This window comes from Specibacter cremeus (assembly GCF_003946885.1).
Taxonomy (GTDB): domain Bacteria; phylum Actinomycetota; class Actinomycetes; order Actinomycetales; family Micrococcaceae; genus Specibacter; species Specibacter cremeus.
On record NZ_RWKQ01000011.1, the window covers coordinates 20,734 to 47,170 of the forward strand.

Annotated in this window: 25 protein-coding genes; 14 read left to right on the forward strand and 11 right to left on the reverse strand. The window is 71.1% G+C overall.

Annotated features, from left to right (window positions below; all coding sequences use genetic code 11):
* Positions 1-140 precede the first annotated feature (140 nt).
* From EJC77_RS05735 to EJC77_RS05750, 4 genes are read right to left on the reverse strand one after another with little or no spacing between them, the layout of a single operon-like run.
* Positions 141-920, reverse strand: a complete 780-nt coding sequence (locus EJC77_RS05735) for an MBL fold metallo-hydrolase (RefSeq protein WP_125610692.1) — start codon at positions 918-920, stop codon at positions 141-143.
* Positions 921-938: 18 nt separating this feature from the next.
* Positions 939-2,447, reverse strand: a complete 1,509-nt coding sequence (gene ahcY / locus EJC77_RS05740; RefSeq protein ID WP_125610618.1) for an adenosylhomocysteinase — start codon at positions 2,445-2,447, stop codon at positions 939-941.
* A gap of 34 nt (positions 2,448-2,481) precedes the next feature.
* On the reverse strand, positions 2,482-2,664 hold the full coding sequence (locus EJC77_RS05745; RefSeq protein WP_125610619.1) for a Trm112 family protein: 183 nt from the start codon (positions 2,662-2,664) through the stop codon (positions 2,482-2,484).
* 54 nt (positions 2,665-2,718) lie between these two features.
* Entirely contained in the window at positions 2,719-3,108 is a 390-nt protein-coding gene (locus EJC77_RS05750) for a DUF3499 domain-containing protein (protein WP_125610620.1), read from the reverse strand.
* 80 nt (positions 3,109-3,188) lie between these two features.
* Between EJC77_RS05750 and EJC77_RS05755 the strand changes: the two genes are divergently transcribed.
* Positions 3,189-3,683, forward strand: coding sequence for a metallopeptidase family protein (locus EJC77_RS05755; RefSeq protein WP_125610621.1), 495 nt, complete (start codon positions 3,189-3,191; stop codon positions 3,681-3,683).
* Positions 3,684-3,763: 80 nt separating this feature from the next.
* On the opposite strand, the gene EJC77_RS05760 is transcribed toward EJC77_RS05755, so the two are convergent.
* From EJC77_RS05760 to EJC77_RS20940, 3 genes are read right to left on the reverse strand one after another with little or no spacing between them, the layout of a single operon-like run.
* Positions 3,764-5,410, reverse strand: a complete 1,647-nt coding sequence (locus EJC77_RS05760; RefSeq protein WP_125610622.1) for a DUF5719 family protein — start codon at positions 5,408-5,410, stop codon at positions 3,764-3,766.
* On the reverse strand, positions 5,403-8,660 hold the full coding sequence (locus EJC77_RS05765) for a glycosyltransferase family 2 protein (RefSeq protein WP_205786918.1): 3,258 nt from the start codon (positions 8,658-8,660) through the stop codon (positions 5,403-5,405). Before EJC77_RS05765 ends, EJC77_RS05760 begins: the two co-directional genes overlap by 8 nt.
* Positions 8,661-8,689: 29 nt before the next feature.
* Positions 8,690-9,208: a WhiB family transcriptional regulator gene (locus tag EJC77_RS20940; protein ID WP_125610624.1), complete on the reverse strand. Its 519-nt coding sequence runs from the start codon at positions 9,206-9,208 to the stop codon at positions 8,690-8,692.
* A 353-nt stretch (positions 9,209-9,561) separates the two neighbouring features.
* On the opposite strand from EJC77_RS20940, the gene EJC77_RS05775 reads away from it, so the two are divergent.
* On the forward strand, positions 9,562-10,257 hold the full coding sequence (locus tag EJC77_RS05775; protein WP_125610625.1) for a TIGR03089 family protein: 696 nt from the start codon (positions 9,562-9,564) through the stop codon (positions 10,255-10,257).
* Positions 10,258-10,345: 88 nt separating this feature from the next.
* Here EJC77_RS05775 and EJC77_RS05780 read toward each other — a convergent pair whose 3' ends face one another.
* A complete protein-coding gene (locus tag EJC77_RS05780; RefSeq protein WP_240629833.1) occupies positions 10,346-10,867 on the reverse strand; it encodes a GtrA family protein in 522 nt (173 codons plus the stop codon).
* Between the two features lie 166 nt (positions 10,868-11,033).
* Here EJC77_RS05780 and EJC77_RS05785 point away from each other — a divergent pair, with 166 nt between their 5' ends.
* The 6 genes from EJC77_RS05785 (at position 11,034) to EJC77_RS05810 (ending at position 17,165) form a co-directional block, all read left to right on the forward strand.
* Positions 11,034-12,212 (forward strand): 5-(carboxyamino)imidazole ribonucleotide synthase, encoded by a 1,179-nt coding sequence (locus EJC77_RS05785; protein WP_276309047.1) that lies wholly within the window; start codon positions 11,034-11,036, stop codon positions 12,210-12,212.
* Positions 12,209-12,748: a 5-(carboxyamino)imidazole ribonucleotide mutase gene (purE, locus tag EJC77_RS05790; protein WP_125610627.1), complete on the forward strand. Its 540-nt coding sequence runs from the start codon at positions 12,209-12,211 to the stop codon at positions 12,746-12,748. The genes EJC77_RS05785 and purE overlap by 4 nt, the downstream gene beginning before the upstream one ends.
* Positions 12,749-12,753: 5 nt before the next feature.
* Positions 12,754-14,379 carry an LCP family protein gene (locus EJC77_RS05795; protein ID WP_125610628.1) on the forward strand — a complete coding sequence of 542 codons (1,626 nt, stop codon included), beginning with the start codon at positions 12,754-12,756 and terminating at the stop codon, positions 14,377-14,379.
* A 29-nt stretch (positions 14,380-14,408) separates the two neighbouring features.
* Entirely contained in the window at positions 14,409-15,665 is a 1,257-nt protein-coding gene (gene manA / locus EJC77_RS05800) for a mannose-6-phosphate isomerase, class I (protein WP_125610629.1), read from the forward strand.
* On the forward strand, positions 15,662-16,657 hold the full coding sequence (locus EJC77_RS05805) for a lipid II:glycine glycyltransferase FemX (RefSeq protein ID WP_125610630.1): 996 nt from the start codon (positions 15,662-15,664) through the stop codon (positions 16,655-16,657). Before manA ends, EJC77_RS05805 begins: the two co-directional genes overlap by 4 nt.
* Positions 16,658-16,727: 70 nt before the next feature.
* Positions 16,728-17,165 carry an SRPBCC family protein gene (locus EJC77_RS05810; RefSeq protein WP_125610631.1) on the forward strand — a complete coding sequence of 146 codons (438 nt, stop codon included), beginning with the start codon at positions 16,728-16,730 and terminating at the stop codon, positions 17,163-17,165.
* 168 nt (positions 17,166-17,333) lie between these two features.
* Here the strand turns inward: EJC77_RS05810 and glpX are convergent, their stop codons facing one another.
* The gene (gene glpX / locus EJC77_RS05815; protein ID WP_125610632.1) at positions 17,334-18,371 is read right to left on the reverse strand and encodes a class II fructose-bisphosphatase; all 1,038 of its coding nucleotides are present in this window, start codon (positions 18,369-18,371) and stop codon (positions 17,334-17,336) included.
* A gap of 164 nt (positions 18,372-18,535) precedes the next feature.
* Here glpX and EJC77_RS05820 point away from each other — a divergent pair, with 164 nt between their 5' ends.
* The 5 genes from EJC77_RS05820 to EJC77_RS05840 all read left to right on the forward strand — a co-directional run bounded on the left by EJC77_RS05820 (position 18,536) and on the right by EJC77_RS05840 (position 23,759).
* Entirely contained in the window at positions 18,536-19,174 is a 639-nt protein-coding gene (locus EJC77_RS05820) for a DUF4245 domain-containing protein (RefSeq protein ID WP_164520327.1), read from the forward strand.
* The gene (locus EJC77_RS05825; RefSeq protein WP_125610634.1) at positions 19,175-19,840 is read left to right on the forward strand and encodes a carbonic anhydrase; all 666 of its coding nucleotides are present in this window, start codon (positions 19,175-19,177) and stop codon (positions 19,838-19,840) included.
* Between the two features lie 41 nt (positions 19,841-19,881).
* A complete protein-coding gene (locus EJC77_RS05830) occupies positions 19,882-21,312 on the forward strand; it encodes a class II fumarate hydratase (RefSeq protein WP_125610635.1) in 1,431 nt (476 codons plus the stop codon).
* A gap of 168 nt (positions 21,313-21,480) precedes the next feature.
* Complete coding sequence (locus EJC77_RS05835) at positions 21,481-22,152, forward strand: TetR/AcrR family transcriptional regulator (protein ID WP_125610636.1); 672 nt, start codon at positions 21,481-21,483, stop codon at positions 22,150-22,152.
* The gene (locus tag EJC77_RS05840) at positions 22,149-23,759 is read left to right on the forward strand and encodes an MDR family MFS transporter (protein ID WP_125610637.1); all 1,611 of its coding nucleotides are present in this window, start codon (positions 22,149-22,151) and stop codon (positions 23,757-23,759) included. Before EJC77_RS05835 ends, EJC77_RS05840 begins: the two co-directional genes overlap by 4 nt.
* 79 nt (positions 23,760-23,838) lie before the next feature.
* On the opposite strand, the gene EJC77_RS05845 is transcribed toward EJC77_RS05840, so the two are convergent.
* Positions 23,839-24,309 carry an NUDIX hydrolase gene (locus EJC77_RS05845; protein ID WP_125610638.1) on the reverse strand — a complete coding sequence of 157 codons (471 nt, stop codon included), beginning with the start codon at positions 24,307-24,309 and terminating at the stop codon, positions 23,839-23,841.
* Between the two features lie 31 nt (positions 24,310-24,340).
* Here EJC77_RS05845 and EJC77_RS05850 point away from each other — a divergent pair, with 31 nt between their 5' ends.
* On the forward strand, positions 24,341-25,096 hold the full coding sequence (locus EJC77_RS05850) for a hypothetical protein (RefSeq protein ID WP_125610639.1): 756 nt from the start codon (positions 24,341-24,343) through the stop codon (positions 25,094-25,096).
* Positions 25,097-25,100: 4 nt separating this feature from the next.
* Here EJC77_RS05850 and EJC77_RS05855 read toward each other — a convergent pair whose 3' ends face one another.
* Positions 25,101-26,411 (reverse strand): PhoH family protein, encoded by a 1,311-nt coding sequence (locus EJC77_RS05855; protein ID WP_240629834.1) that lies wholly within the window; start codon positions 26,409-26,411, stop codon positions 25,101-25,103.
* Positions 26,412-26,437 lie beyond the last annotated feature (26 nt).

Sequence of the window (26,437 nt, forward strand, 5' to 3'; positions counted from 1 at the left end):
CGTGGTCCCCGTGCGCGCCCGCGCACCCGAACAGTCATTTTACCCCGGGCACCCGGTGATTGAGCTCGACCACCGGTGATTGAGCTTGCCGAAATCCGGTCTCGACAGGCTCGACCACCGGTGATTGAGCTCGACCACCGTCAGTGCGCTGCGCGCAGGTACTCGAGTTGCGCGCGCACCGACGACGCGGCCGCGCCGCGCAACTCCGGCGGAACGTCGGCATAGACGACGGCGGTGACCGCCTCGGCGTCCGGCCCGCCTTGCGTCGTTCCAGCGAGAAGCGCGACGGCGGCGCGCACCTGCTCGAGTCGCTCCAGCCGGTGCGCCCGGTACTGGCGGGCGACGGCGGCCACCTCGGGCAGGACGGGCCCGTGCGCCGGCAGCACGGTGGCCGCCCCCAGCCGTTCCAGCCGGTCGAGGGAGGCCAGGAAGTCGCCGAGCCGGCCGTCCGGGTGAACGATCACCGTGCTCCCTGTACCCAGGACCGTGTCGCCGGTCAGGACCGAGCCGTGCTCGCCGTCGTCGGGCAGGAAGAAACACAGGGAGTCCCCGGTGTGTCCGGGTGTGGCGAGCACGCTGATGTCCAGGCCGGCCGCGTGGACGACCTCGCCGTCAACGAGCGGTGCGCCGGCATGGCAGTAGGCAGGGTCGGCGGCACGCACCGGCGCGCCGGTGAGTTCGTGCAGCCGGGCGCTGCCGGCCGTGTGATCGTGGTGCCAGTGCGTGACGAGGATCAGTTCGACCCGCCCGGACGCGGCCAGGCCGGCCAGGTGGTCCTCCTGCAGCGGACCGGGGTCCACCACGACGACGGGCCCGCCCGGAACGCCGGAGAGCACGTAGCTGTTCGTGCCGTCCAGCGTCATCGGGCCCGGGTTGTCGGCCCGCCGGCTCCGGGTGTGCGGGCTCGTCACCGTCCACATGGGCTGATCCACCTGGGCTTAGTAGCGGTAGTGGTCCGGCTTGAAGGGGCCGGCCGGGTCGAGGTCCAGGTAGGCGGCCTGCGCGTCCGTCAGCGTGGTCAGTTCCACGCCGAGCGCGGCCAGGTGCAGGCGGGCGACCTTCTCGTCGAGCAGCTTGGGCAGCACGTACACCTGGTTGCGGTATTCGCGGGTTTCCGCCGGCTGGTCCTTCTTCGTGAAGATCTCGATCTGCGCGATGACCTGGTTCGCGAACGAGTTGCTCATGACGAACGACGGGTGGCCGGTGGCGTTGCCCAGGTTCAGCAGGCGCCCCTCGGACAGCACGATGATGGACCGTTCCTTGTCACTGCCGGCGTCGAACACCCACTCGTGGACCTGCGGCTTGATCTCGACCTTCGCCACGCCGGGGATCGCGGCCAGCCCGGCCATGTCGATCTCGTTGTCGAAGTGGCCGATGTTGCCCACGATCGCCTTGTTCTTCATGGCCAGCATGTGCTTGGCCATGATGATATCCTTGCCGCCGGTGGTCGTGATGAAGATGTCGCCCATGCCGATGACGGAGTCGAGCGCGGCCACCTGGTAGCCGTCCATGGCGGCCTGGAGGGCGCAGATCGGGTCGATCTCGGTGACGATGACGCGCGAGCCCTGGCCGCGCAGTGCCTCGGCGGCGCCCTTGCCGACGTCCCCGTAACCGCACACGACGGCGACCTTGCCGCCCATGAGCACGTCGGTGGCCCGGTTGATGCCGTCGGGCAGCGAGTGGCGGATGCCGTACTTGTTGTCGAACTTGCTCTTCGTGACCGAATCGTTGACGTTGATGGCCGGGAACAGCAGCCTGCCCTCGGCGGCCAGCTGGTACAGCCGGTGCACGCCCGTGGTGGTTTCCTCGGTGACGCCCCGGATCTGCGCGGCGATGCGCGTCCACTTCTGCGGGTCGGCGGCCAACGACTCGCGCAGCACCTCCAGGAAGATGCGGCCCTCCTCGGATTCGTCGGCGGCCGGGGCCGGGACGTCCCCTGCAGCCTCGAATTCGACGCCCTTGTGGACGAGCATGGTGGCGTCGCCGCCGTCGTCCAGGATCATGTTGGCGCCCAGGGACGGGTCCTCGTCGGCACCCGGCCAGGACAGGATCTGCTGGGCCGTCCACCAGTATTCCTCCAGCGACTCGCCCTTCCAGGCGAACACGGGCACGCCCCGCGGGTCCTCCGGGGTGCCGGTGCCGACGACGACGGCCGCGGCGGCCTCGTCCTGGGTGGAGAAGATGTTGCAGGAGGCCCAGCGGACCTCGGCGCCCAGTGCGGTCAGCGTCTCGATCAACACGGCCGTCTGCACGGTCATGTGCAGCGACCCGGCGATGCGGGCCCCGGCCAGGGGCTGGCTTGCGGCGTATTCGGCGCGCAGGCTCATCAGCCCCGGCATCTCATGCTCGGCCAGGCGGATCTGGTGGCGGCCGGCGGCGGCCAGGGTGATGTCGGCGACCTTGTAGTCTATTGTCTTCACAGGCTTGGCATCAAGCTGGGGGCTCATGGGGTTCCTTCGTGATGGGCGCGGTTCGGATGGGCTAGGTGGTGGCCAGCTGGTCGGGACGCAGCAGCAACACGATGCCGTCGTCGATGCGGTAGACCGGGGGTGTGCCGTCGGGGCCCGCGCTCGTGCTGACGAGCGTCTCGCCGTCTTGGCGCAGCGGCGCCCCCGTCACGGGGCAGCGCAGGATGGACAGGAGGTCGTCGCTGATCTTGGCCATGGTCTGCTTTCTGTGGTGCTGCCGTCTTGGATTCTGTCTGGTCTTGGATGCTGTCTAGTCGCGCAGGATGCGCAGGTGGCCGCGCCGCCCGGTCGCCGTCGAGGTCGCGGCCGGCGGTTCCAGTGCGGACCGGGGTGCGCGCTGCGCGAGCGGTCCGGCGGCCTCTGGTTCCTCCCGGGCGGCCTCGCGCACGGCGTCGGCCAGGGCCAGCAGGTCGTCGGGGCCCGGTGGCGGCGGGGACGTCGGCACGGCCAGCCGCAGCACGTCCCAGCCGCGCGGTGCGGTGAGCCGGTTGGCATGCTCAGCGCACAGGTCATAGCAGTGCGGCTCGGCGAACGTGGCCAGCGGCCCCAGGACGGCGGTCTGGTCCGCATAGACGTACGTCAGCGTGGCCACCGCCGATTGCCGGCAGGCAGAACGCGAGCACTGACGAATATTTCCCACGATTCCCAAGGTTACCCGTCTTTGCCGGATTCCGCGGCAAGGCCGGCCCGCGGCGGCACGGACTCATCTAGAGTGGGGGTATGCAGTCGCAGGAACCACGTTTCACCGTGGAGTTCGAGGGCCCCGGGGACGGGCCACGCCGCGGCTTCACCCGGCGCCGGCGCGACCGGCACGGCCGGGGACTGCGCGGAAACATCATGCCGCCCGCCGTGCCGGGCGCGCGGACGCGAAGCGAGGCCTTCGACGACCTGGTGGTCGACTCGGCCGAACGGCTCACCGAGTTGTGGGAGGCGGCCCTGGCCGACGTCGAGTTCCTCGTCGAGGAGATCCCGGGGAACATCGAGGAACTGCTGGCCACCGGCGAAAGGGCCCCGCTGGGCGCCCACCGGGGCGCGGAAGCCGGGGCGAAGGCGTGCATCACCGTGTACCGGCACCCGGTGGAGGCGCTGGTGGACACGCCCGCACAACTGCGGGAACTGGTCCATGAGGTCGTCATCGAGGAAGTGGCCGGGCTGCTGAACATGGACCCGGACACCGTCGACCCGCTGTTCCGCCGCTTCCACGGCCGGTCCTAGCGAACCACCCAACTGGTGGACAGTAGTTGCACGCTTTCCGCCGGTTTTGAGCAACTACTGTCCACCAGTTGGGTGGCGGGTCAGTAGCCGAGCACCATGGTCACGGACTGGCGGCCCGTGTCCGTGCCCGGGAACGGCAGGGCCGCGACGTCCGCGGTGCCGTTCGTGCCGAGCAGCTGGGTGCCGTAGACCGGGTCCCCCGTGGCCGAGACCACGAAGCCGACGGCGGCATCCCCGGCCAGCTTGGCCGGGTCCACGACCACGGACGTGCCGCCGTTGACCGTGACCTTCCTGGCCGGTTGCAGTACGCCGGTGTCCGTCACCGGTACGAGCGACACGACGGCCTGCCCGGCGGCGACGCCGAACGTCAAGGTGCTGGCCGTGTCCTTGGGCAGCATGACGAGCCCGCCGTCGCCGATGCGGTTGGTGGCCGGAACGACGGCGAAGTCCATCGGCTCCCCGGGCTTGGCCGTGTTGACGACCCGGACGGACGCGGTGATCGACGAGTCGGACTCGAGGGCCAGCGCGTAGGTCCCGGCCGGCAAACCCGTCAGCGGCAGCTCCGTGACCGAGCCGGCCTTCGCCGTGAGCACCCCGCCGTTGGCGAGGGCCTGCTGGCCGTTGGCACCGTACACCTTCACGGACACGACGGCGTCGCTGGCGCCGGGGACGGTGACGGTCAGTGCCGGTGCCGCGTAGTCGTCCTGGCCGTAGGCCTTCGCCGCGGCGGCCGGGTCCGCCACGCGCACGCCCGTGACGACGGCCGTGGCGGACGGCGCCGCGCCGGGCTGCAGGAAGTCCACGCCGCCGGGTGTCAGCCCCCGCAGCACGGACTGTTGGATCGTGGCCGTGACGGGCCCGCCCGAACTTTTCACGTGCACGGACAGCGACGCCTGGTCCGGGGCGAGCCCGGCCAACACCACGGCGCGGGACTTCCCGGCCGGCACCAGCAGCCCCCTGGCGCCGGGCGCCTGGACCGGCCCCTTGGCGCCGAACAGGTCCAGGCTGACCGTGGCGGCCGTCTGCGACGAGTTCACCAGGTTGAGCACGGCCGTGCGCCCCACGGTCGTGGAGGCGCCGGAGATCCACAGGTCGTTGGCCGACTGCTGGCAGTTGGCGGCGGCCAGGCCCCGCAGGTCGCCGTCCTTGGCCGCCACGGTCACGGCCCCGCCCGTGGTGGCGCGTTGGCCGCCCACCGGCTGGCCGCTCAGCACGGTCGGCGCGGCAACGGCCTGCGACCCGAGGAACGCGGCCCGTTGGGCGGCGGGGGGTGGGGGCGCGGCGCCGTCGGCGGGTGCGGCGGCCAGGGTGGCCAGCGGCACGGCGGACGAGCCGGCCCCGAGCGCCGACAGCACGGTGCCCGGCAGGACCCCGGCGCCCGTGCTCAGCACCAGCGCGGCCAGTTGGCTGGTGGTGCCCGAGGACCCGGGGGCGAATTGCGGGTCGGTGCCGGTCACGTCGCCGGAGAGCAGCTGGGTGGGGCCGGGGCAGTTGGCCACGGTCGCGCCGACGGGCAGCACCACCGGGCTGGGCGCGACGTCGGCCGTGGCGGTGGCGCCAGGGACGACCATGGCCGCAGCCACCGCCGCGGCGGCGACCAACGCCGTCGTGCTCCCGGCGGCAACGGCCATCCAGCGCCGGGGCTTGCGCGGGCCCTTGGCGCCCCGACCCTTGCTTGTTTGTCCCTTGCCTGCGTGTCCCGTTTCGGGGTGGTCCTGTTCAGACACCTCTACCTGCCTTCTGCAACGAAGCTTCATCCCGGAACGCGCCGACCCGGCCGCCGCGGGAACGGACGGGCACGGCCAGCAGCCCGGTCAGTGCGAGCAGCACGATCTGCACGGCGTCGAACAGACCCGCCCACGGCTGGATGTAACGGACCTGCAGATGGCCGCCGGTGGCCGGCAGCACGAACGCCTGCGCCCAGCCCTGGCGGGCGGCCGCGAGCGGCTTGCCGTCGAGCGTGGCCGTCCAGCGTGCGTCGGCCCGTTCGGCAAGCACCACCTTGCGGCCGGCCTCGCCGGCCGCAAGGCGCGTGTTCACACCCAACCCGTCGGAGGGCAGGAAACTGGCCGTGGCGCCGTCCTTGCCCACCACCCGGACGCGGGCCACGACGTCGGCGCCGTCGGGCGTCTTGACGTCGGGGGCCACACGCCACAACCAGCCGACGTCGGTGGGTCCCACCGTGTCCAGGCCGGGCACGGCCTCGATCTGCCCGGCCATCAGCTCGGCCGCGGTGTCGCCGTTTTGCAGCACCACGAAACCCACGCCCAGCGCGGTCAGTTCGGGCCGCGGATCCACGCCGGAGTTGGCCACGATGGCCGCCACGGCGGTGCGCAGCTGGGCCGTGGCGTCGTCCGGCGCGGCAACCCGCTCCCGCCCGGGCGCACCGGTGACCCGGGCGGCCGACGCGATCGTCGACAGCGCGTCGAGCGTGGTGCCGGAGCCCTGCATGAGCGCCGCCTGCACCGTGCCGCCGTCACCCACGCCCAGCACCAGCGTGCGGCTGGCCTCGGGGCCGTTGCCGCGATCGGACGCCGTGGCCGGCAGGGTCTGCGGTGCGCTCGGGTGCACCAGCATCGCCTGTCCGGACGCCTGCACCGGGGTGCCGGCCATGTTCTGGCCGGTCCACACGACAAGCCCGGCCGCCGGCGCCGCGAACAGCACCACGGCGAGGACGACGGCGAGTGCCCGGGTTGCGCCGTGCGGCTCGCCCGAGGCGGTGGCGGCGCGGTTCAGCGCGTCCAGGCCGAGCACGGCGGCGCACAACAGCGCGAAGGAGGCGACCGAGACGGCCGGCCCGTTGAACGGGGTGACGAGCGTGGTGCCGCCAAACGCGACGGCGATGCGCGACCCCGCCCAGGAGCAGGCCAGCGCCAGCAATGCCACGAGCCACAGCGTGCGGACGGTGGCGGCGCGGCGCAACGGCGCGAGCAGGGCCAGCAGCGCCGTCGCGACGACCGGCACGCCGAGGGCCAGCCAACCCAGCCCGGGCGCCGACGCGGCGTCAACGGCCAGCGGGTAGCCGAGCAGCTGCTGCCAGAGGGGTCCCGGGGTGCCGGCCAACGGCAGCCCGGGGTCGGCCAGCAGGGCGCGCGGGTTGTCCAGCGCCGAGAACGCCACGGGCAGGAACAAGGCGACACTGGGCACCAGCGACCACCACAGGGTGCGTCCGCGCCGGCCCAGGAAGACGGTGGCGACGACGACCGTGACGATGGCCGGGGCGAGCAGGCTCGGGGCCCCCGCCGTGACGATCGCCAGGGCCAGGCCGCCGGCGGCCGCGGCGGTCCACGACGGCACCCCGCCGGAACCGGGCCGGCCGGCGGCGTCGGCCGGTACCGGGTCGCCGGAGTAGCGCAGCACGGCACCGCCGACGGCGCGCACCATGCCGAGCGCGGCCAGCGGCAGGACGACGTGCGCCAGCAGCGCGCCGAGCCGGCCCTGCCCCAGCGAAACCTGCAAGGCGGGTGCCGCGGCCCAGGCGACGGCGGCGACGAGGCGGGGCAGCCGGCGCCGCGAGAACGCTCCCGCGGCCAGCCAGGCGGTGAACCCGGCCAATGGGAGGGCGAGCAGGAACACCCAGGGAACGACGGCCGGCGCCCGCCCGATGCCGAGCATGCCGAGCAGCCAGAGCACGAAGTTGAACGGGTCGCCACGGCCGGGCAGCCCGCTGCCGAGCGACACCCACCAGTCCGTGGCACGGGAGAGGATCCGGCCCGGGTCGGCGGAGAGCGGCAACAGCGCGCCGCCGGCCGCCGCCCCGGCGCCGAGCAGGCGCGAGAGCGCCAGTGCCGACGCGACCGCGAGCGCCACGATCACGGCCAGCGCGCCGACGGCGGCAGGCGTGCGGGTCTGCTGGATCAAGATGGCCGCCTCGCCGGTCGCATCGCCGGTCGGCTCCGCGGACAGGGGGCTGGCCGCCTCGGCGGCCGGGGACTCGAAGTCCGGGTCGACGGCGGCGCGCAGCGAGCGGACGTGCAGCTTCACATCCCGTGCCGGGATGGTCAGCTGCTTCAGGACGGAGCGCGGCAGGCTCCGGTGCCGGGCCAGGGCGATGCGGCTGCGCACCAGCATGACGGGACGCAGCAGGCCGGCACACGTTGCCGCGAACATGGTCACGGCGTGGCCGGGGGCCTTGAGCAGGATGCCGGCGAGCAGCCGGTAGAGGCCGGTGAGCAACGCCCCGGCGGCGAGGAACGGCACCTGCCAGGCGGGGGCGTGCTTGAGCCGCATGAACACGGTGGCCTTGCGGGTCGCGGCGGCCGTGCCCTGCCCGCCGGGCCGGCCGGCGACGTGGAAGACCCGTGCCGAGGGGACGACGACGACACGGTGGCCGGCCAGCCGGACGCGGGCGCAGAAGTCCAGGTCGTCGCCGGGGCCGGGGAATGCCGGGTCGAAGCCGTCCAGGGCGTCCCACACGTCGCGGCGGACGAGCATGCCGGCGCTGTTGACGGCGAACACGTCGGTGCGCCCGTCGTGCTGCCCCTGGTCCTGCTCGTCGAGGTCGATCAGGGCGAACCGGTCAAACCAGGGGGTGGCACCCAGGCCCACGTCGACGAGCCGGCGCGGTTCGTCCCAGTCGAGCTGCTTGCAGCCTGCGACGGCGACGGACGGGGCCCGTTCGACGGCCATGAGCAGTTCGGCGAGAGCCGTCGGCGCGGGGGCGGCGTCGTCGTGCAACAGCCAGACCCACTCCTGCACCGTGTCACTGGCAGGCACCGTGTCACCGGCAGGCACCGTGTCATCGGCGGGGCCGCCCGTCGCCGCGGGCACCGCCCGCAGGGCGGCCGCCGCGGCGACGCCGAAGCCGGTACGGGCGCCCGTGATGACGTTGGCGCCGCCCAGTGCCTGGGTGAGGATGGCCGGGGAGTTGTCCGTGGAACCGGTGTCGACGGCACGGAGCACGTCCACCGGGCGGGTCTGGTCGGCGAGTGCCGCCAGGATGGTGGTGAGATAGTCACCGCCGTTGTGCGAAACCACAACGGCGGTGACCTTTACTGCATCAGAAATTAGACTGCTCGCTTCCTTAGCCGGCGGCGCTCGCGCTCGGAGAGCCCGCCCCAGATGCCGAACCGCTCGTCGTTGGCCAGCGCGTACTCCAGGCACTGGGCCCGGACATTGCAGGCGCCGCATACCTTCTTGGCGTCACGGGTGGATCCGCCCTTCTCGGGGAAGAACGCCTCCGGATCGGTCTGCGCGCACAACGCGTCGGACTGCCAGCCCAGTTCGCCCTCGTCGCTGAAATCGTTGCCGCCGGACGGCAACCCGATCCACACGGCCTGCGCGGGTGCCGGCCCGACGCCCGGGATGTCGGCCAGCGGGTCGTCGGCCAGCGCCTCATGCTCGGCCAGGAACGCCGTGGCCGCGTCGTCCAGCGCGGCGTGCCGGTAGGCGGCGCCCGCATCCGGATCCGCCGGATCGACGTACCAGTCCCCCGGCACCCCCCTCGAGCGGTACTGTGCCGCCGCCTGGCCCGCGACGTCCACCGTGTCGTCGTGGTCGTTCACACTCAGTGCAGTTTGCCCCATATCATCCTCCTGAATGTCGCCACCGCTCCCACCCGGCGGTATGTGGCATCATCCGGTGGATGCCGGGACCCTGGTGCGGCGGCTGTTCGTGGCTCTAATTACAGCCGTGTAAGTCGCATGCGTCAAGCGGGACGCCGATCATATCCACCCCGGGATGATATTCCGGCGCACGCCACGCCCGCGTGTTTCGTACTGTTACCCGATTTTGCGCTGGATCACGAATCGGCAAACACCGGGTGTTGGCCGTGTGTTCACGGGCCGTTCGGGTAATTTTCGCCGGCCCGCCACGTCCGTGGACGTGAAGGAAATCACACCCACGACGTTCCCGGTGCGGGCGTGGAAAGATACTGCCCATGCCTTCGACACCAGCCACCCCCCTGCAATTGATGGACGCCCTCCGCACCAGGGACGCGACGGCGCCCCGGTTGACCTGGTACGGTCCCGACGCGGAACGGATCGAACTGTCCGGCCGGGTATTGGAGAACTGGGTGGCGAAGACGGCCAACTTCCTCGTCGACGAACTCGACGCCGGACCCGGCACGGTGGTCGCGTTGCGCCTGCCCGTGCACTGGCGCTCCCTCGTGTGGCTGCTGGCCGGCTGGACCGTGGGGGCCGGCGTCGCGCTGCCGGACACGGCGACGGACGACGACGGCGGCGCGCCCGCCGGCGCCAGCGGCGCGGACATCGTGGTCACGGACACCCCCGGTGACGTGCCGTCCGGCCCGCTGGTCGTGGCCGTGGCCCTGCCGGCGCTGGCCATGCGCTGGCCGGGCGACCTGCCCCGGGGCGTCCTCGACTACGCCGGGGAGGTGCGGGCACATTCGGACGTGTACCAGTCGTTCGGCTCGGGCGGGACGGAACCGCTGGAAGCCCTTGTGCCCGGCCTCGGCGCCGCCGAAACGGGCCGACGCCTCCTGGTGCCGGGCAGCGACGGCTGGGCCGCCGTCGTCCGTGCCTCGGTGGGCGCCTGGGTCGGCGGCGGATCGATCGTGCTCCTTGACGCCGGCGTGGCGGCCACCGACAGGCTGCGTGAATCCGAGCGGGTGTGACTGGGCCGATGGCTGCGGGAGCCTGCGGGTGGGCCCACGGCGGCGAGGGCCCCGCCGCGAGCCTGCGAGCGGCGGGAGCCGACGGGGACTAGAGTTCGCCGCGGCGGGGCGCGGGCGCCCCGCTCTTCTCGAGCAGGTCGTGGTCGTGGTCGAAGCCCGGTTCGGCGTCGAGTTCCGCCGTGAACACCCAGTACCGGTAGGCGAAGAAACGGAAGATGGTGCCCAGGACCAGGCCGATCACGGAGCCGGAGATGAAGTCGGCGGACACGGATTCCAGCCCGAGCACCCAGTGCGAGACGTACACGCAGGCGGCCGCGATGGCCATGCCGATGCCGTTCATGATGATGAACATCACGACCTCGCGCACCATGTTCGCCTGGCGCCGGTGCCGGAACGTCCAATACCTGTTGGCGATCCAGGAGAACAGCGTCGCCACGGCCGCCGAGATGATCTTCGCCTTCGTCGGGTGGGCCGAAAACGAGCCGGACAGCAGCCACAGGAAGATGCCTGTGTCGATGACGAACGCCAGGCCGCCGACGACGCCGAATTTCGCCACCTCGCGCCACATCAGCCCCACGAGGCCCTTGATCCGGGCGTAGACGTTTGACACGGTAGATCCTTACGTTGGGGCGACGCCGGCGCGGTGCGGTGCACCGGCGGCACCGCCAAAAATGTTCGCCTCAGTCTACGGTGAAATGTTGACCGGCAGCTGGCAATGCGGCGGGAGTAGGCTGCCATCACCGGATTCCGGCCACCCGTTCGGTACGCTGGTTCCTGTGACTTTCCCTGTAATCGGCGTCGTGGGCGGCGGCCAGCTGGCCCGCATGATGGCCCCGCCCGCCGTGGCCCTTGGTTTTGACTTGCGCGTCCTGGCGGAAGCGCCGGACGTGTCCGCCGTCGCCGCCGTGGCGCACGCACCGGTGGGCGACTACCGCGACCTGGACACGCTGCGCGAGTTCGCCCGCGACGTCGACGTGCTGACGTTCGATCACGAACACGTGCCCACCGGGCACCTGCAGACGCTCATCGGCGAGGGCGTGAACGTCCAGCCCCGGCCGGACGCGCTCATCAACGCCCAGGACAAGCTGGTCATGCGCGCCGCCATCGCCCGGCTGGGCCTGCCGAACCCGGTCTGGGCCGCCGTGTCGGCGCCGACGGACATTGCGGCCTTCGGCGACGCGAACGGCTGGCCTGTCGTATTGAAGATGCCGCGCGGCGGCTACGACGGCAAGGGTGTGCGCGTCATCGCGGACGCGGCCGCCGCCGCCGACACCGGGGACTGGTTCGCGGCCATGTCGCCGCTGCTGGTCGAGGAGATGGTCGACTTCAGCCGGGAGCTGTCCGCCCTCGTGGCCCGCACCCCGGGCGGCGAAGCGAAGGCCTGGCCGGTGGCCGAATCCATCCAGGTGGCCGGCGTCTGCGACGAGGTCATCGCCCCGGCCCCCGGCATCCCCGCCGACGTGGCCGCACAGGCGCAGGCGGCCGCGCTGGCGATAGCCGGTGCGCTCGGCGTCACCGGGGTGATGGCCGCGGAGCTGTTCGAGACACCCGGCCGCGGGCCGGGCTACGTGATCAACGAACTGGCCATGCGCCCGCACAACACGGGCCACTGGACCATGGACGGCTCGGTGACCGGCCAGTTCGAGCAGCACCTGCGCGCCGTCCTGGACCTGCCGCTGGGCGCCACCGACGCGCTGGGGGCGATCGTCGTCATGAAGAACTTCCTCGGCGGCGCCAACCAGGACCTGTACCACTCCTACCCGGCCGCGCTGGCCGCCGAGCCGACCGTGAAGGTGCACAGCTACGGCAAGTCGGTGCGCCCCGGCCGCAAGATCGGCCACGTGAACGTGATCGGCGGCCCGGACGACGACGTGGCGGCCGTGCGTGCCCGCGCCACCACCGTGGCACGCATCATCAGCGACGGATTGCCCCCCACCACCCAGGAGTTCGCATGAGCACACCCGCCCCCATCGTCGGCATCGTCATGGGCTCCGACTCCGACTGGCCCGTCATGCAGGCCGCCGCGGCGGTCCTGGACGAGTTCGGCATCCCGTACGAGGCCGACGTCGTCTCGGCCCACCGCATGCCGGCCGAGATGATCGCGTACGGGCAGAATGCGGCCGGCCGGGGCCTGCGCGTCATCATCGCCGGCGCCGGCGGGGCCGCGCACCTGCCAGGCATGCTGGCCTCCGTCACGACGCTGCCCGTCGTGGGCGTGCCCGTGCCGTTGAAGACGCTCGACGGCATGGACTCGCTGCTCTCGATCGTGCAGATGCCGGCGGGCGTGCCGGTGGCCACCGTGTCGATCGGCGGCGCCCGCAACGCGGGCCTGCTGGCCGTGCGCATGCTGGCGTCGGGCACCGATGAACTCGCCGCGCACCTGCGCGACGACCTGGCCCGCTTCGCCGCCGAGCTGAACGCCGCGGCCACCGCCAAGGGTGCCGCGCTGCGGGCCACACTGCGGGCCACGCTGACCGCGGACGGCAAATAACTCCCATGACGATCAACAGCCCGAAGGTCACCCGCGCCTCGCAGCGCCCGCCCGTGCTCACCGACCCGGCACGGCATCCGGAGGCCGCGTCCGCGCCGCTGCGCACCAAGCGGGCCTGGCTCCTGCTGGTGATGACGCTCGTGCTGCCCGGCAGCGCGCAGCTCGTCGCCGGGAACCGGCGGTTGGGGCGGCTGGCCCTGCGCATCACCGCCGCCTACTGGCTCGTGGTGATCGCCGTCGTCGTGCTTGCCCTGGTGACGCTGGAAACCCTGCTCAACCTGCTGACCAACCCGTGGACGGCGATGCTGGCGATCGTGCTGCTGGCCGGCGCGGCGCTCGGCTGGGCCGTCATGTTCCTGGACACGCTGCGCCTCATCCGGCCCCGGCTGCTGGCCCCGGGCATGCGCGGGATCGTGTGCGCCGGGCTGGCCGTGCTGATGGTCGCCACGAGCGGCACGCTCGGCTACGCCGCCTACATGGTCAACTCCGGCCGGAACGCGATCTCCAGCATTTTCGCCGGCGGTCCGGACATGCGGCCGGTCGACGGGCGGTACAACTTCCTGGTGCTGGGCGGCGACGCCGGGGCGGGTCGCTCGGGCCGGCGGCCGGATTCGATCATCGTGGTCAGCGTGGACGCGAAGTCCGGCCAGGCCAGCACCATCAGCATCCCGCGCAACCTGCAGAACGCCCAGTTCGAGCCCGGGTCGCCGCTGTGGAAGGCCTACCCCGAGGGCTACAACTGCGGGGACAACTGCATCATCGATTTCCTGTATTCGGACGTCACCGAAAAGCACAAGGACCTGTACCCGCACGCGGCGGATCCCGGCGCGGAGGCCATGATGGACGCGGCCGGGGGCATCCTCGGGCTGAAGGTCCAGGGCTACGTGCTCGTGGACATGGCCGGTTTCTCCCAACTGATCGACGCCCTGGGCGGGGTCAAGGTCAACGCCGGCGGCTGGGTGCCGCTCAGCGGCGACGACGTCAACGGCGACGGCCACCACCTGCCCCCGACGGGCTGGATCCACCCCGGCGAGCAGACCCTGGACGGCTATCATGCGCTGTGGTATGCCCGGTCCCGGCAGTGGGTGCTCGAGTACGCCCGCAGCGAGCGCCAGCAGTGCATCCAGGCGGCCCTGCTCAAGCAGATGGATCCGGCCACGGTGCTCACGAAGTTCAACGCGATCGCCGACGCCGGCACGAAGGTCATCGAGTCCGACATCCCCGCCGGCCAGCTGGGCAGTTTCGTGACGCTGGCCGTCAAGGCCAAGGGCCACCCGCTCAAGCGCCTGACGATCGGCCCGCCGGACTTCCCCGTGGAGTTCTCCACGTACCCGGACTTCAACGTCATCCATCAGCGCGTGCAGGACCTGCTGCACCCGCCGGCGCCCAAACCCGCCGCCCCGAAGCCCGCGGCCCCGGCGCCCACGACCGGCAACGGCGCCGCACCCGCCGCCCCGGCGCCCGCCACCGGCAACGGTGCCACGCCCGGCGACGGTGCCACCGCCGACGGCACCGAGTCGACGCCGGCGCCGAAGGTCACCCAGCAATACCTGCAGCAGCTGGCCGTGAACGCCGACGACGCGCAGCTCGAGGCGCTGCTGGCCAACAACGGTTCGTGCACGCCCGGGTAGGCCCGGGTGAGACTCGTGAAAGAGGGAACATGTACGCTTTGACCAACCCGGTCCGCCCGTACGCGTGGGGGTCGGCCACGGCCATCGCCGGGCTGCTCGGGCGCGAACCGGGGGGCGGGCCGGAGGCCGAGCTGTGGCTCGGTGCGCACCCCGATGCACCGTCCATGGCGGCCACCCCGGACGGGCCGATGCCGCTGGACGCGCTGATCGCCGCGCACCCCCGCTCCTTGCTGGGCGCCGCGGTGCAGGAGCAGTTCGGCCGGCTGCCGTTCCTGGCGAAGCTGCTGGCGGCCGACTCCGCATTGTCGTTGCAGGTGCACCCGACACTCGAGTGGGCCCGGGCGCGCTTCGCCGCCGAGGAGGCCGCCGGCGTGCCGCTGGACGCCCCGCACCGCAACTACCGCGACGACAACCACAAGCCGGAGATGCTCTACGCGCTGACGGACTTCGAGGCGCTGTGCGGTTTCCGGCCCTGCGGCGAGTCCGCCGACCTGTTCCGCGCGGTCGCCGCCGCGATCGAGGCGGCCGGCTCGCCCGTGCCCGAGCTGCTGGACCGGGTCATCGCCACGCTCAACTCCCGCATGGGCGAACCGGCCGTGCTCCGCCGCGCGTTCGAGCTGCTGCTCACCGGCGGCGACACCGCCGCCGCGCTGGTCGACCTGGCGGCCGCCTCACTGGCGCTGCCCGGCCCGGCACCCGCCGATGCCCTGGCACCGGCCCTGCGCACCGTCGTCGACCTCCAGGCGCGCCACCCGGGCGACCCCGGCGTGCTCGTCACGCTGCTGCTCAACCGCGTCTCGCTGCACCCGGGACAGGCCATCTACCTGCCGGCCGGGAACGTCCACGCCTACCTGCACGGGCTGGCCGTGGAGGTCATGGCGTCCTCCGACAACGTGCTGCGCGGCGGGCTGACGGCAAAGCACGTCGACGTGCCGGAGCTGCTGGCCACGGTCGACTTCTCCCCCACACCGGTGCCGTACCTGGACGCGCGCACCACGGACCTGGGGCAGGACGTGTGGGAGCCGCCGTTCCGTGAATTCGCGCTGCAGCGCGTCGAGCTGGCGCCCGGCGACGAGCCCGTGCCGCTGGCCCAGAACGGGCCGCTGGTCGTGCTGGCCGTCAGCGGCGCGGCACTGCTGGATTCGCCGAAGTCGGAGCTGCGCCTGGCCCGTGGCGAGTCCGCGTTCGTCGGCGCGGGCGAGGAGCCCGTGCTGGCCCACCCCGCGCACGACGCCGGCACGACGGTGCTGTTCGCCGTCACCTGCGCCGCGGCGGTGCGCGCATGATCCCCATCCTGCAGACGACGGCGTGGGCCGCGTTCCAGCGCAGCCTCGGCAAGACGGTGCACGAGGCCGGCGGACCCGGTTGGGGATTCGTCGCCATCGAGGAGAAGACGCCGCTGGGCACCTACCTGTACGTCCCGTACGGCCCCTGCGCGTCCGACACTGCCGCGTTCCGGCTCGCGCTGGGGGCCCTCCGGGCGCTGGCGAAGCGGCGCAAGTGCCACTATGTGCGGGTCGAACCCGTGGCCGCCGGGCTCGGCGGCGCCGACGACGCCGCCGCGCGGTTGCAGGGCGCCGGGCTGGTGCGCGCGCCCAAGGACATCCAGCCGCACCTGTCCTGGAAGATCGACCTGACCCGTCCCGTGGAGGAGCTGCTGGCCGGCATGCGCGGCACCAGCCGCAACCTGTACCGCAACATCCACAAGAAGGGTGTCACGTTCGAATCGTCCACGGACCCCGCCGACCTGCCCGTCCTGCTGGGGTTCCTGCACGCCGTCTCCGGCCGGGCCGAGTTCAAGGCCCAGTCGGACGACTACCTGTCCAAGGCGGCCGCGACGCTGATGCCGGCCGGCGCGGCGAAGCTGTTCATCGCCCGGCTCGACGGCGAACCCATCGCCGCCGCGCTGTCCTACGACACGGCCGACGCGCGCGTGTACGCGCATGCGGCCGCCGACGACGCGCACCGCAAGCTCAACGCCGGCATCCCGCTGCTCGTCACCATGATGATGGACGCCCGGGAGGCCGGCATGGGCGAATTCGACATGTGGGGTGTGAGCCCGGAGGACGAGCCGGACCACCCGTGGGCCGGGTTCTCCCGGTTCAAGCGATCGTTCGGTGGCGCGCAGGTCGAGTACCCGGGCACGTGGGACCTGCCCGTCAACGTGGCCATGTACCGCGCCTACGGGCTGGCCCGGCGGCTGCGCACGGGGGCGGCACGGGCCCTGCGCACCATCCAGAAGCCGGTCCAGAAGCCGGTGCGGAACCACACCCGGTAGGGGTGCGCCGGCCGGCCGGTTCGTGAGATGATGCCGGTCACATGACAGGCACACGACCCGGAGGCGAAGCATGGTCCACGCAGAACACGAGGTGGTCGTCGGGCGCAGCGCCGCGGACGTGTATTCCTATCTTGCCGACGGGATGAACAATCCGAGTTGGCGCCATGGCGTCCGCGACCTGGTGCTGCGCAGCGGTGAACCCGCCGCGGTCGGCGCCGTGTACGGCCAGACCATGGCCGGCCCCGGCGGTCGCGCCATCGCCGGAGACTACGAGATCACCGAGGCCGTGCCCGGCGAAAGATTGTCCTTCCACGTGGTGGCCGGCCCGGCCCGGCCGACCGGGACGTACACGTTCACAGCCGAGGATGCCGGCACCCGCGTGAAGTTCGCGCTGGACGTCCAGCCCAGCGGGATGATGAAACTTCTCTCGCCCGCGATAGCCAGGACCATGCGCCAGGAAGTCGCCCAGCTCGACCGGCTCAAGTCCGTGCTCGAAGCCGGCGACTGACCCCTCAAGGAGGCGGCCCGGTGTTTTCGTAGGCGACGTCAAGGAGGCCCGAAGGCCGCCCGCGGCCGACGGCCGGGAAGTCACCTGGATCTCGACAAGCTCGATCACCGCGGTGGTTGAGCCCGTCGAAACCTGCTCGATCACCGGGCCGCCCGTGAAGCGCCGAGGTTACGAGCGGCGGCCGTAGGACTCCCACTTGGCGGCCTGGTGCTCGCCGTCGACGATGCGGATCGTGCCGGACTTCGAGCGCATGACGATGGACTGGGTCATGACCCGCCCCTTGTCGTAGCGCACGCCGCGCAGCAAGTCGCCGTCGGTGATGCCGGTGGCGGCGAAGTAGCAGTTGTCGCTGGTGACCAGGTCGTTCGTGGACAGCACGCGGTCCAGGTTGTGGCCGGCGTCGAGCGCCTTCTGCCGCTCGTCGTCGTCCGTGGGCCACAGCCGGCCCTGGATGACGCCGCCGAGCGTCTTGATGGCGCAGGCGGCGACAATGCCCTCCGGCGTGCCGCCGATGCCCATGAGCGCGTCCACACCGGTGCCGGCACGGGCGGCCGCGATGGCGCCGGCCACGTCGCCGTCGAGGATGATCTTGGTGCGGGCGCCGGCGTCGCGGATCTCCTGGATCAGCCGCTGGTGCCGGTCCCGGTCCAGCACCATGACGGTGAGCTGGTTGATCTTCACGCCCTTGGCCTTGGCGATCAGGTGCAGGTTCTGCTTGACCGGCAGGCGCAGGTCCACCATGTCGGCTGCTTCCGGCCCGGTGACCAGCTTCTCCATGTAGAACACGGCGGACGGGTCGAACATGGCGCCGCGCTCGGCGACGGCCAAAACGGACAGGGCGTTGTTGATGCCCATGGCGGTCAGCCGGGTGCCGTCGATCGGGTCGACGGCCACATCGCATTCGGCGCCGGTGCCGTCGCCGACGACCTCGCCGTTGAACAGCATCGGGGCCTCGTCCTTCTCACCCTCGCCGATGACCACGACACCATTGAAGTGGACGGTGGCGAGCAGGGAACGCATGGCGTCGACGGCGGCGCCGTCGGCCAGGTTCTTCTCCCCGAAACCGACCCAGTGCCCGCCGGCGATCGCGGCGGCTTCGGTGACGCGCACGAGTTCGAGGGCCAGGTTGCGGTCCGGTTCATCGTCGCCGACGGCCAGGGCCGGCGAGAGGTGAGAGTAATTTGCTGCGGAGGGGTTGAGAGTCACGTCAAAAAATCCTCATCGTCGAGTAGGCCTGGGAGTCGTCGCATGCCCCGTGGCATGCCGGCCGAACGGACGCCTACGGCTCCATCATAGTTCGCCGCACCCCGACCCCGGCTGTGACCTGCACCATGATGAAGGCAGCGGCCCCGATGGGGGAAGATGGAGGGGTGAGTGAAACGCCCGAACCGCCACCCGAGATGCCGTCCGTCAAACCGGTGATCAGCGCCGCCGCCGCGAAGCGGGCCAACGCGTCGGTGATCGGCATGATCCTGGCCATGCTGGCCACGGTCGCCATCGTGTTGGTCGTGGTCGGGTTGAACCCGCAGAAGAACGCCACCTCCTACATCCAGCCCGTCGACGTGGCCGCCGTCGCCGGACAGGCCGCGCCCGTGGCCGGATTCGCGCCCGCCGCCCCGCACCTGCCCGCCGGCTGGCGGGCCAACTATGCACGGTGGAACGGGGCCAACGGCCCGGGCGCCGTGGCGTACTGGGATGTGGGAAATCTTACGCCGCATGACACGTTCATCGCGCTGCGCCAGACGGACCGGGCGAACCCGACCTGGCTGGCCGGCCAGACCGGCAACGCACCGGTCACCGGCACGCGGCAGGTTGCCGGCACCACCTGGGAATTGCGCGACGACGGCTCCGGCTCACGCAGCCTGGTTGCCACCATCAACCACACCACGGTTATCCTGACAGGCAAGGCCGATTTCGTGGACTTCGACGCCCTGGCCGCCGCCACAAGCAGGATGCTGGCCGGCGCCCCGACACCCAGCACGACCGCCACACCGAAGGAGACGAATTAGATGCCCGATGCCGAGGACGGCAACATCCACGCCATTTCCGACCACCCGCTCACGCCCGCCCAGGCCTGGGTCCGCCTGATGGAGGGCAACCAGCGCTTCGTCGCAAGCGCCGCCTCCCACCCGAACCAGGACGCGTCCCGGCGCACGTCCCTGCTGACCACCCAACATCCGTTCGCGCTGATCTTCGGCTGCTCCGACTCCCGGCTGGCCGCCGAGATCATCTTCGACCTGGGACTCGGTGACGCGTTCGTGATCCGCACGGCCGGCCACGTGATCGACAACACGGTGCTCGGTTCACTCGAATACGGCGTGGAGTACCTGGACGTGCCGCTGATCGTGGTGCTGGGCCACGACAGCTGCGGGGCCGTCACGGCGACGCGGGACGCCGTGGCCACGGGCGAGATGCCGGGCGGCTTCGTGCGGGACCTGGTCGAGAAGGTCACCCCGTCGGTGCTGACGGCGCTGCGCCGCGACCAGGACAGCACCCTCGACGACATGATCGAGGAACACGTACGGGAGACGGCGGCCCGGCTGGTGGAGAACTCCCCCATCATCGCCAACGCCGTCACCCGCCAGCGCACCGCCGTCGTCGGTCTCACCTACCACCTGGACGAGGGCCGGGCCGAGCTGGTGTACAGCAATGGCGCCCTGACCGTGGGCCTGTAGCGGTTTCAAAACAGCCGCGCGGCGGCGATATGGTAGGAGTCATGACTGACAATGCCGCGGCCACCGCACAACAGTTCCGCATCGAACACGACACGATGGGTGAGGTCCGGGTCCCGGCCAACGCCCTGTACAGCGCCCAGACGCAGCGCGCCGTGGAGAACTTCCCCATCTCCGGACTGACGCTGGAACGGGCCCACATCGAGGCGCTCGCCCGCATCAAGAAGGCCGCGGCCACCGCGAACGCCGAACTGGGCGTGCTGGACCCCGAGCTGGCGAAGGCGATCGGGGCCGCCGCCGACCAGGTCGCCGCCGGGGACTTCGATGAGCACTTCCCGATCGACGTGTTCCAGACCGGGTCCGGCACGTCGTCGAACATGAACACCAACGAGGTGCTCGCGTCGCTGGCCAACCGCGCCCTGCAGGCCGCCGGCAGCGACAAGACCGTGCACCCGAACGACCACGTGAACGCCTCCCAGTCCTCCAACGACGTGTTCCCGACGTCCGTGCACGTGGCCGCGACCTCGGCACTGATCAACGACCTCGTCCCGGCCCTGGCCCACCTGGCCGAGGCGCTGGAGCGCAAGGAAGCGGAGTTCGCCACCGTGGTGAAGTCCGGCCGCACGCACCTGATGGACGCCACCCCGGTCACGCTCGGCCAGGAATTCGGCGGCTACGCGGCGCAGGTCCGCTACGGGATCGAGCGCATTCAGTCCTCGCTGCCGCGCGTGGCCGAGGTGCCGCTCGGTGGCACGGCCGTCGGCACCGGCATCAACACCCCGGCCGGCTTCCCGCAACGCGTCATCGCCCTGCTCGCCGAGGACACCGGCCTGCCGCTGACGGAGGCCCGCAACCACTTCGAGGCGCAGGCCAACCGGGACGGGCTGATCGAGGCGTCCGGCCAGCTGCGCAACATCGCCTACTCGATCATGAAGATCAGCAACGACCTCCGCTGGCTGGGCTCCGGCCCCAACACGGGGCTGGGCGAGATCTCCATCCCCGACCTGCAGCCCGGTTCCTCGATCATGCCGGGCAAGGTCAACCCGGTCATCTGCGAGGCCGCCATCATGGTCGCCGCCCAGGTCATCGGCAACGACACGACGATCGCGCTGTCCTCCACGAACGGCGCGTTCGAGCTGAACGTGGGCATCCCGGTCATGGCCGCGAACCTGCTGCAGTCCATCCGCCTGCTGGCCAACACGTCCCGCGTCATGGCGGACAAGATGATCGACGGGCTGAGCGCCAACGTCGAGCGCGCCCGTTTCCTGGCCGAGGCGTCGCCGTCGATCGTGACCCCGCTGAACAAGTACATCGGCTACGAGAACGCGGCGAAGATCGCCAAGCACGCCATCAAGGAGGGCCTGACGATCCGCGAGGCCGTCCTGGCACTGGGCTTCGTGGACCGCGGCGAGCTGACCATCGAGCAGTTGGATGCGGGCCTGGACGTGCTGTCCATGACCCGTCCCCCGCAGTAATCCCCACCGGCTCCCCCACCGCGCTTCCAAGGCGCCCGGGTCTCGACGGGCTCGACCATCGGTGGTCGAGCCCGTCGAGACCCGGGCGCCTTGCGTTAACGGCGCAGTGATCAACGCCACTCACAAAAGATTTTGCACTATGGCCCGAATAGTGCAAACTTTTACTTTGTGAGTGAAAGTGCAAAAAACGCCGTCCCGGACACGCACCCGGGGCTGCGCGAACGCAAGCGCGAGGCGACCCGGTCCGCCATCACGGCGACGGCGCGGCTGTTCACGGCCAACCGCGGCCTGAACGGCTTCACCGTGGAGCAGGTGTGCGAGGAGGTCGGCATCTCCCGGCGCACGTTCTTCAACTACTTCCCGTCCAAGGAAGACGCGATCATCGGCTACCTGTTGGACGATTTCCCGCCGGCGGCCATGGCGGCGTTCCTGGCCGGCGGGGCGCGGCGGAGCCCGTCGGGGGTTTCGGCGTCGCTGCTGCACGACCTGGTGGAACTGGCCTGCGCGGTCGCCGACCAGGTGCAGCTGACCCGCGAGAATGCCGGCGACCTCATGGCCGCCATGCGGGTCGAGCCGCAGCTGATGCTGAAGATGATGGGCAGCGTCGACGCACGCGAGAAGGAGTTCGCCGGGCTCATCGCCCAGCGCGAGGGCCTGCCGTCCGACGACCCGCTGGCGCAGCTGGCTGCCGCGCTGTTCGGCGCCCTGTCGCGCCGCGCCGGCGCGGCGTTCTTCACCGAATCCAACACCCGCACCTACCGTGAGCTGCTGACCGGCCACCTGGCCCAGGCCCAGGGGGTCTTCATCCATTCGCTCCCACCATCCGAAGGGACTCGATGAGTGCCGCGACCGCAGCCCCGCAACCGCTGCTCCTGACCAAGAAACGGATCTGGATCATCTTCTCCGCGCTCATCGCGGGGATGCTGCTCTCGAGCCTCGACCAGACGATCGTCTCCACGGCCATGCCGACCATCGTCGGCAAGCTCGGCGGCGTCGAGCACCAGACGTGGATCACCACCGCGTACCTGCTGGCCACCACCATCGTCATGCCCATCTACGGCAAGTTCGGCGACGTGCTGGGCCGGCGCAACCTGTTCCTGGCCGCGATCGCCATCTTCACGTTGGCGTCCGTGGGCTGTGCGTTTGCCACCGACTTCTGGGGCTTCGTGATCTTCCGCGCCATCCAGGGCCTGGGCGGCGGCGGCTTGATGATCCTGTCCCAGGCCATCATCGCCGACATTGTCCCCGCCAACGAGCGCGGCAAGTACATGGGCCCGCTGGGCGCCATCTTCGGCCTGGCCGCCGTGGCCGGGCCCCTGCTGGGCGGCTACTTCGTGGACCACCTGACGTGGGAATGGTGCTTCTACATCAACATCCCGGTCGGCATCATCGCGTTCGTGATTGCGTTCTTCACGCTGACCCTGCCGAACAAGTCGCCCGAGAAGAAGATCGACTTGATGGGCGTGGTGTTCCTGTCGATCGCCACGACCTGCCTGATCTTCTTCACCGACTTCGGCGGCAAGACCGACGGCTGGACGTCCCTGGCCACCTGGGCCTGGGGTGCCGGGCTGATGGCCGCGGTTGCGTTGTTCGTCGTCACCGAGGCCCGGGCGCAGGACCCGATCATCCCGCTCTCCCTGTTCAAGAACCCGATCTTCCTGAACTCCACGGCCATCGGCTTTGTGCTGGGCATGGGCATGTTCGCCGCGCTGGCGTTCGTGCCGACGTTCCTGCAAATGTCCTCCGGCACGTCCGCCGCCGAGTCCGGCCTGCTGATGCTGCCCATGATGGCCGGCCTGATGGGCACGTCCATCTGGTCCGGCATTCGCATGACCAGGACCGGCAGGTACAAGATGTTCCCGATCGCCGGTTCCATCCTGACCATCATCACCATGGGGTGGATGACCACGCTCTCCGCGGACACCCCCATCTGGGTGATTTGCGCGCAGCTGTTCGTCTTCGGCGCCGGCCTTGGCCTGATCATGCAGATCGTGGTCATCGTGGTGCAGAACTCGGTCCCGGCCAACCAGCTCGGCACCGCCACCAGCACCAACAACTACTTCCGCGAGGTGGGCTCGGCCCTGGGCGTGGCGGTCTTCGGCGCCATGTTCACCACGCGCCTGGCCGACTCGCTGACCAAGCTGTTCACGGAGGCCGGCGCCAGCCACCAGCAGGCGGCCGACTCCATGGCCACCCTTGACCCAAAGGCCCTGGCCCATCTTCCCCCGGCCGTCAAGGACGGCATCATCAACGCCTACGCCAACTCCCTGGCCCCCGTGTTCTGGTACCTGATCCCGTTCATGGTGGTGGCGCTGGTCCTGGCCTTGACCATGAAGGTCATCCCGCTCTCGGACACGTCCGGCATGGTGGCCCGCGGCGAGGCGATCGGCGGCGAGGAGGCGGAGCTGTTGGAGGCCCAGCGCGCCGGCGACCCGCAACGCTCCTAGCGTCGCGCTCCCGCGGCGAGGTGCCGCCGTCGTGCTTCACACAGGGACTCCAGAGAGGGACGACGACGGTGGCTCGCCGTCAGCGTTTGAAGTGCGGAACGCCGTCGAACACGGCGGCGCGCGCCACGCTGTCCCGGTGGCCCCGGCGCATGGGCGGCAGCGCGTCGAGCGCGAACCAGCCGACCGCGGTCGATTCGTCGTCGTTCACGCGCGCCGTGCCACTGACGTGGCGGCACCGGAACTCGACGTTCAGGAAGTCGCACACGTCGCCGTTGGGAAACGTGACCGGGCCGACGACGTGCACGCCCAGCAGCGCGTCGATCTCGGCGACAACGCCGGTCTCCTCCAGGATCTCGCGCACCAGGCCGGGCCCCGGCTCCTCCCCCGGCTCGAGGATGCCGGTGATCGGCGCCCATTCGCCGTTGTCGGAGCGCTTGCCCAGCAGCACCCGGCCGGCGTCATCGAACACGATGCCCTTGACGCCGGGCAGCCAGAGCGGGTCGTGGCCGATTTGCCGGCGGAGCTTGAGCACGAAGTCGGGGGCTGCCATGGCCCCACCCTATCCGGCCTACACTGGGGGCATGGAGCCGGTCCCCGACGTTGAAACCTTCCGCCACCTGTGCCGATCGTCCCCGTGGCGGTGGAATTCGCTGCGCTTCGAGTTCACGTTCCGCCCGGCCGACCTGGACATCGGGGCGGAGCCGTTGACGGTGCGCGCCTGGGTGCGCCGGCCCGGGGCCCTGCGTGTCGAGGCGCTCGACGGCGCACTGCTGGCCTGCACGCCGGACATCAACGCCTCGCGGGACGCGCTGTACATCTCCGGCCGGCGCAAGCCCTGGCTGTTGCCGCCGCACCTGGTCACGCCCGTGTACGACGACGGCGGGCTGGTGGCGCGGCGGCCCGAGGCCGCCTACGGGGAACCGGCGTTCGGTTCGGGCCGGTTCCCCGCCGCCCTGGACCCGGTGGAGCTGGCCGGGGTGCGGCCCGTGCCCAGCGTGGAACCGCGCTCGAACGTGGCCGAGATCGAGTCACCGGCCCGCGTCGCGAACGGGGGCCGACCCGCCGTGGAGGCCGTGCTCACGCCCAACCCGGCCTATGTGCCGTATGCCGTGGACGCGCCGCTGCTGTACCCGGGCCGGACCATGGTGCGCGTCGACGCCGGCACGGGCGTGTGCGTGGCCAGCCGCGCCCTGGACGGCGACCTGGCCGGCGCCGGGCATGAGCTGGCCATCCTGGGCGTGGACGAGTACATGCTCGACGACCTGTTCGAGGAGGTCGGCATGGGGTTGACGGACGTCCGGGCCCACATCCCGTGGGAGCTGGGCCCGGGCGCCTGAAATCCTACGGCTCGATGCCCTCCAGCAGCTCGGTGACGAGCGCGGCGATGGGCGAGCGTTCGGAGCGGGTCAGGGTCACGTGCCCGAACAGCGGGTGCCCCTTGAGCGTCTCGACGACGGCGGCGATCCCGTCGTGCCGGCCCACGCGCAGGTTGTCGCGCTGGGCGACGTCATGGGTGAGCACGATCTTCGAATTCTGCCCGATCCGGCTCATGACGGTCAGCAGCACGTTCTTCTCCAGCGACTGCGCCTCGTCGACGATGACGAACGAGTCGTGCAGCGACCGGCCGCGGATGTGGGTCAGCGGCAGCACCTCCAGCATGCCCCGGTCGATGACCTCGTCCATGACCGCCTTGGACACCAGCGCGCCCAGTGTGTCGAACACGGCCTGCGCCCACGGGTTCATCTTCTCCACCTCCGCCCCCGGCAGGTAGCCGAGCTCCTGGCCGCCGACGGCGTACAGCGGCCGGAACACGACGACCTTGCGGTGCTCGCGGCGCTCCATGACCGCCTCAAGGCCGGCGCACAGGGCCAGCGCGCTCTTGCCGGTGCCGGCCCGGCCGCCGAGCGAGACGATGCCGACCTCCGGGTCCATGAGCAGGTCCAGGGCCAGGCGCTGCTCGGCCGAACGGCCGTGCAGTCCGAACACCTCCCGGTCGCCGCGGACCAGCCGGACCTGCTTGTCCGCGCCGACCCGGCCGAGCGCGGAGCCGCGCCCGGCCAGCAGCACCAGTGAGGTGTTGACCGGCAACTCGGCGGCTGCCGGGATGAACACGGGCTGGTGCTCGTACAGCGAGCCGAGGTCCGTGTCCGTGACCTCGAGTTCTGCCACACCGGTCCAGCCGGAGTCCTTCACCAGTTCGTTGCGGTATTCGTCGGCGGCCAGGCCCAGCGCGGACGCCTTCACCCGCATCGGCACGTCCTTCGACACGACGGTGACATGGCGGCCCTCGTTGGCCAGGCTCTTCGCCACCGCCAGGATGCGCGAATCGTTGTCGCCACCGCGGATGCCGGCCGGCAACACCTCCGCGGAGATGTGGTTCAGCTCGACCCGCAGCGTGCCGCCCTCGGCGCCGATCGGGATCGGGTGGTCCAGCCCGCCGTGCTCGGTGCGCAACTCGTCCAGCAGGCGCAGCGCGGAGCGGGCGAAGTACCCCAGTTCGGGGTCGTGCCGCTTGCCCTCCAGTTCCGAGATGACCACGATCGGGACAATGACCTCGTGCTCGGCGAACCGCAGGATGGCCCGCGGATCCGACAACAGCACCGACGTGTCAATCACGTAACTGCGCCGGGCCTGTTCTTCCCTTGCCGCCACTTCGACTCCAGCCCCCGGGCAAACAT

Coding starts and splice junctions, on each gene's coding strand:
- EJC77_RS05735 (WP_125610692.1), bottom strand. CDS start 920: ATGTGGACGGTGACGAGCCCGCACACCCGGAGCCGGCGGGCCGACAAC.
- ahcY (WP_125610618.1), bottom strand. CDS start 2,447: ATGAGCCCCCAGCTTGATGCCAAGCCTGTGAAGACAATAGACTACAAG.
- EJC77_RS05745 (WP_125610619.1), bottom strand. CDS start 2,664: ATGGCCAAGATCAGCGACGACCTCCTGTCCATCCTGCGCTGCCCCGTG.
- EJC77_RS05755 (WP_125610621.1), top strand. CDS start 3,189: ATGCAGTCGCAGGAACCACGTTTCACCGTGGAGTTCGAGGGCCCCGGG.
- EJC77_RS20940 (WP_125610624.1), bottom strand. CDS start 9,208: ATGGGGCAAACTGCACTGAGTGTGAACGACCACGACGACACGGTGGAC.
- EJC77_RS05775 (WP_125610625.1), top strand. CDS start 9,562: ATGCCTTCGACACCAGCCACCCCCCTGCAATTGATGGACGCCCTCCGC.
- purE (WP_125610627.1), top strand. CDS start 12,209: ATGAGCACACCCGCCCCCATCGTCGGCATCGTCATGGGCTCCGACTCC.
- EJC77_RS05795 (WP_125610628.1), top strand. CDS start 12,754: ATGACGATCAACAGCCCGAAGGTCACCCGCGCCTCGCAGCGCCCGCCC.
- manA (WP_125610629.1), top strand. CDS start 14,409: ATGTACGCTTTGACCAACCCGGTCCGCCCGTACGCGTGGGGGTCGGCC.
- EJC77_RS05805 (WP_125610630.1), top strand. CDS start 15,662: ATGATCCCCATCCTGCAGACGACGGCGTGGGCCGCGTTCCAGCGCAGC.
- EJC77_RS05810 (WP_125610631.1), top strand. CDS start 16,728: ATGGTCCACGCAGAACACGAGGTGGTCGTCGGGCGCAGCGCCGCGGAC.
- EJC77_RS05825 (WP_125610634.1), top strand. CDS start 19,175: ATGCCCGATGCCGAGGACGGCAACATCCACGCCATTTCCGACCACCCG.
- EJC77_RS05830 (WP_125610635.1), top strand. CDS start 19,882: ATGACTGACAATGCCGCGGCCACCGCACAACAGTTCCGCATCGAACAC.
- EJC77_RS05840 (WP_125610637.1), top strand. CDS start 22,149: ATGAGTGCCGCGACCGCAGCCCCGCAACCGCTGCTCCTGACCAAGAAA.
- EJC77_RS05845 (WP_125610638.1), bottom strand. CDS start 24,309: ATGGCAGCCCCCGACTTCGTGCTCAAGCTCCGCCGGCAAATCGGCCAC.
- EJC77_RS05850 (WP_125610639.1), top strand. CDS start 24,341: ATGGAGCCGGTCCCCGACGTTGAAACCTTCCGCCACCTGTGCCGATCG.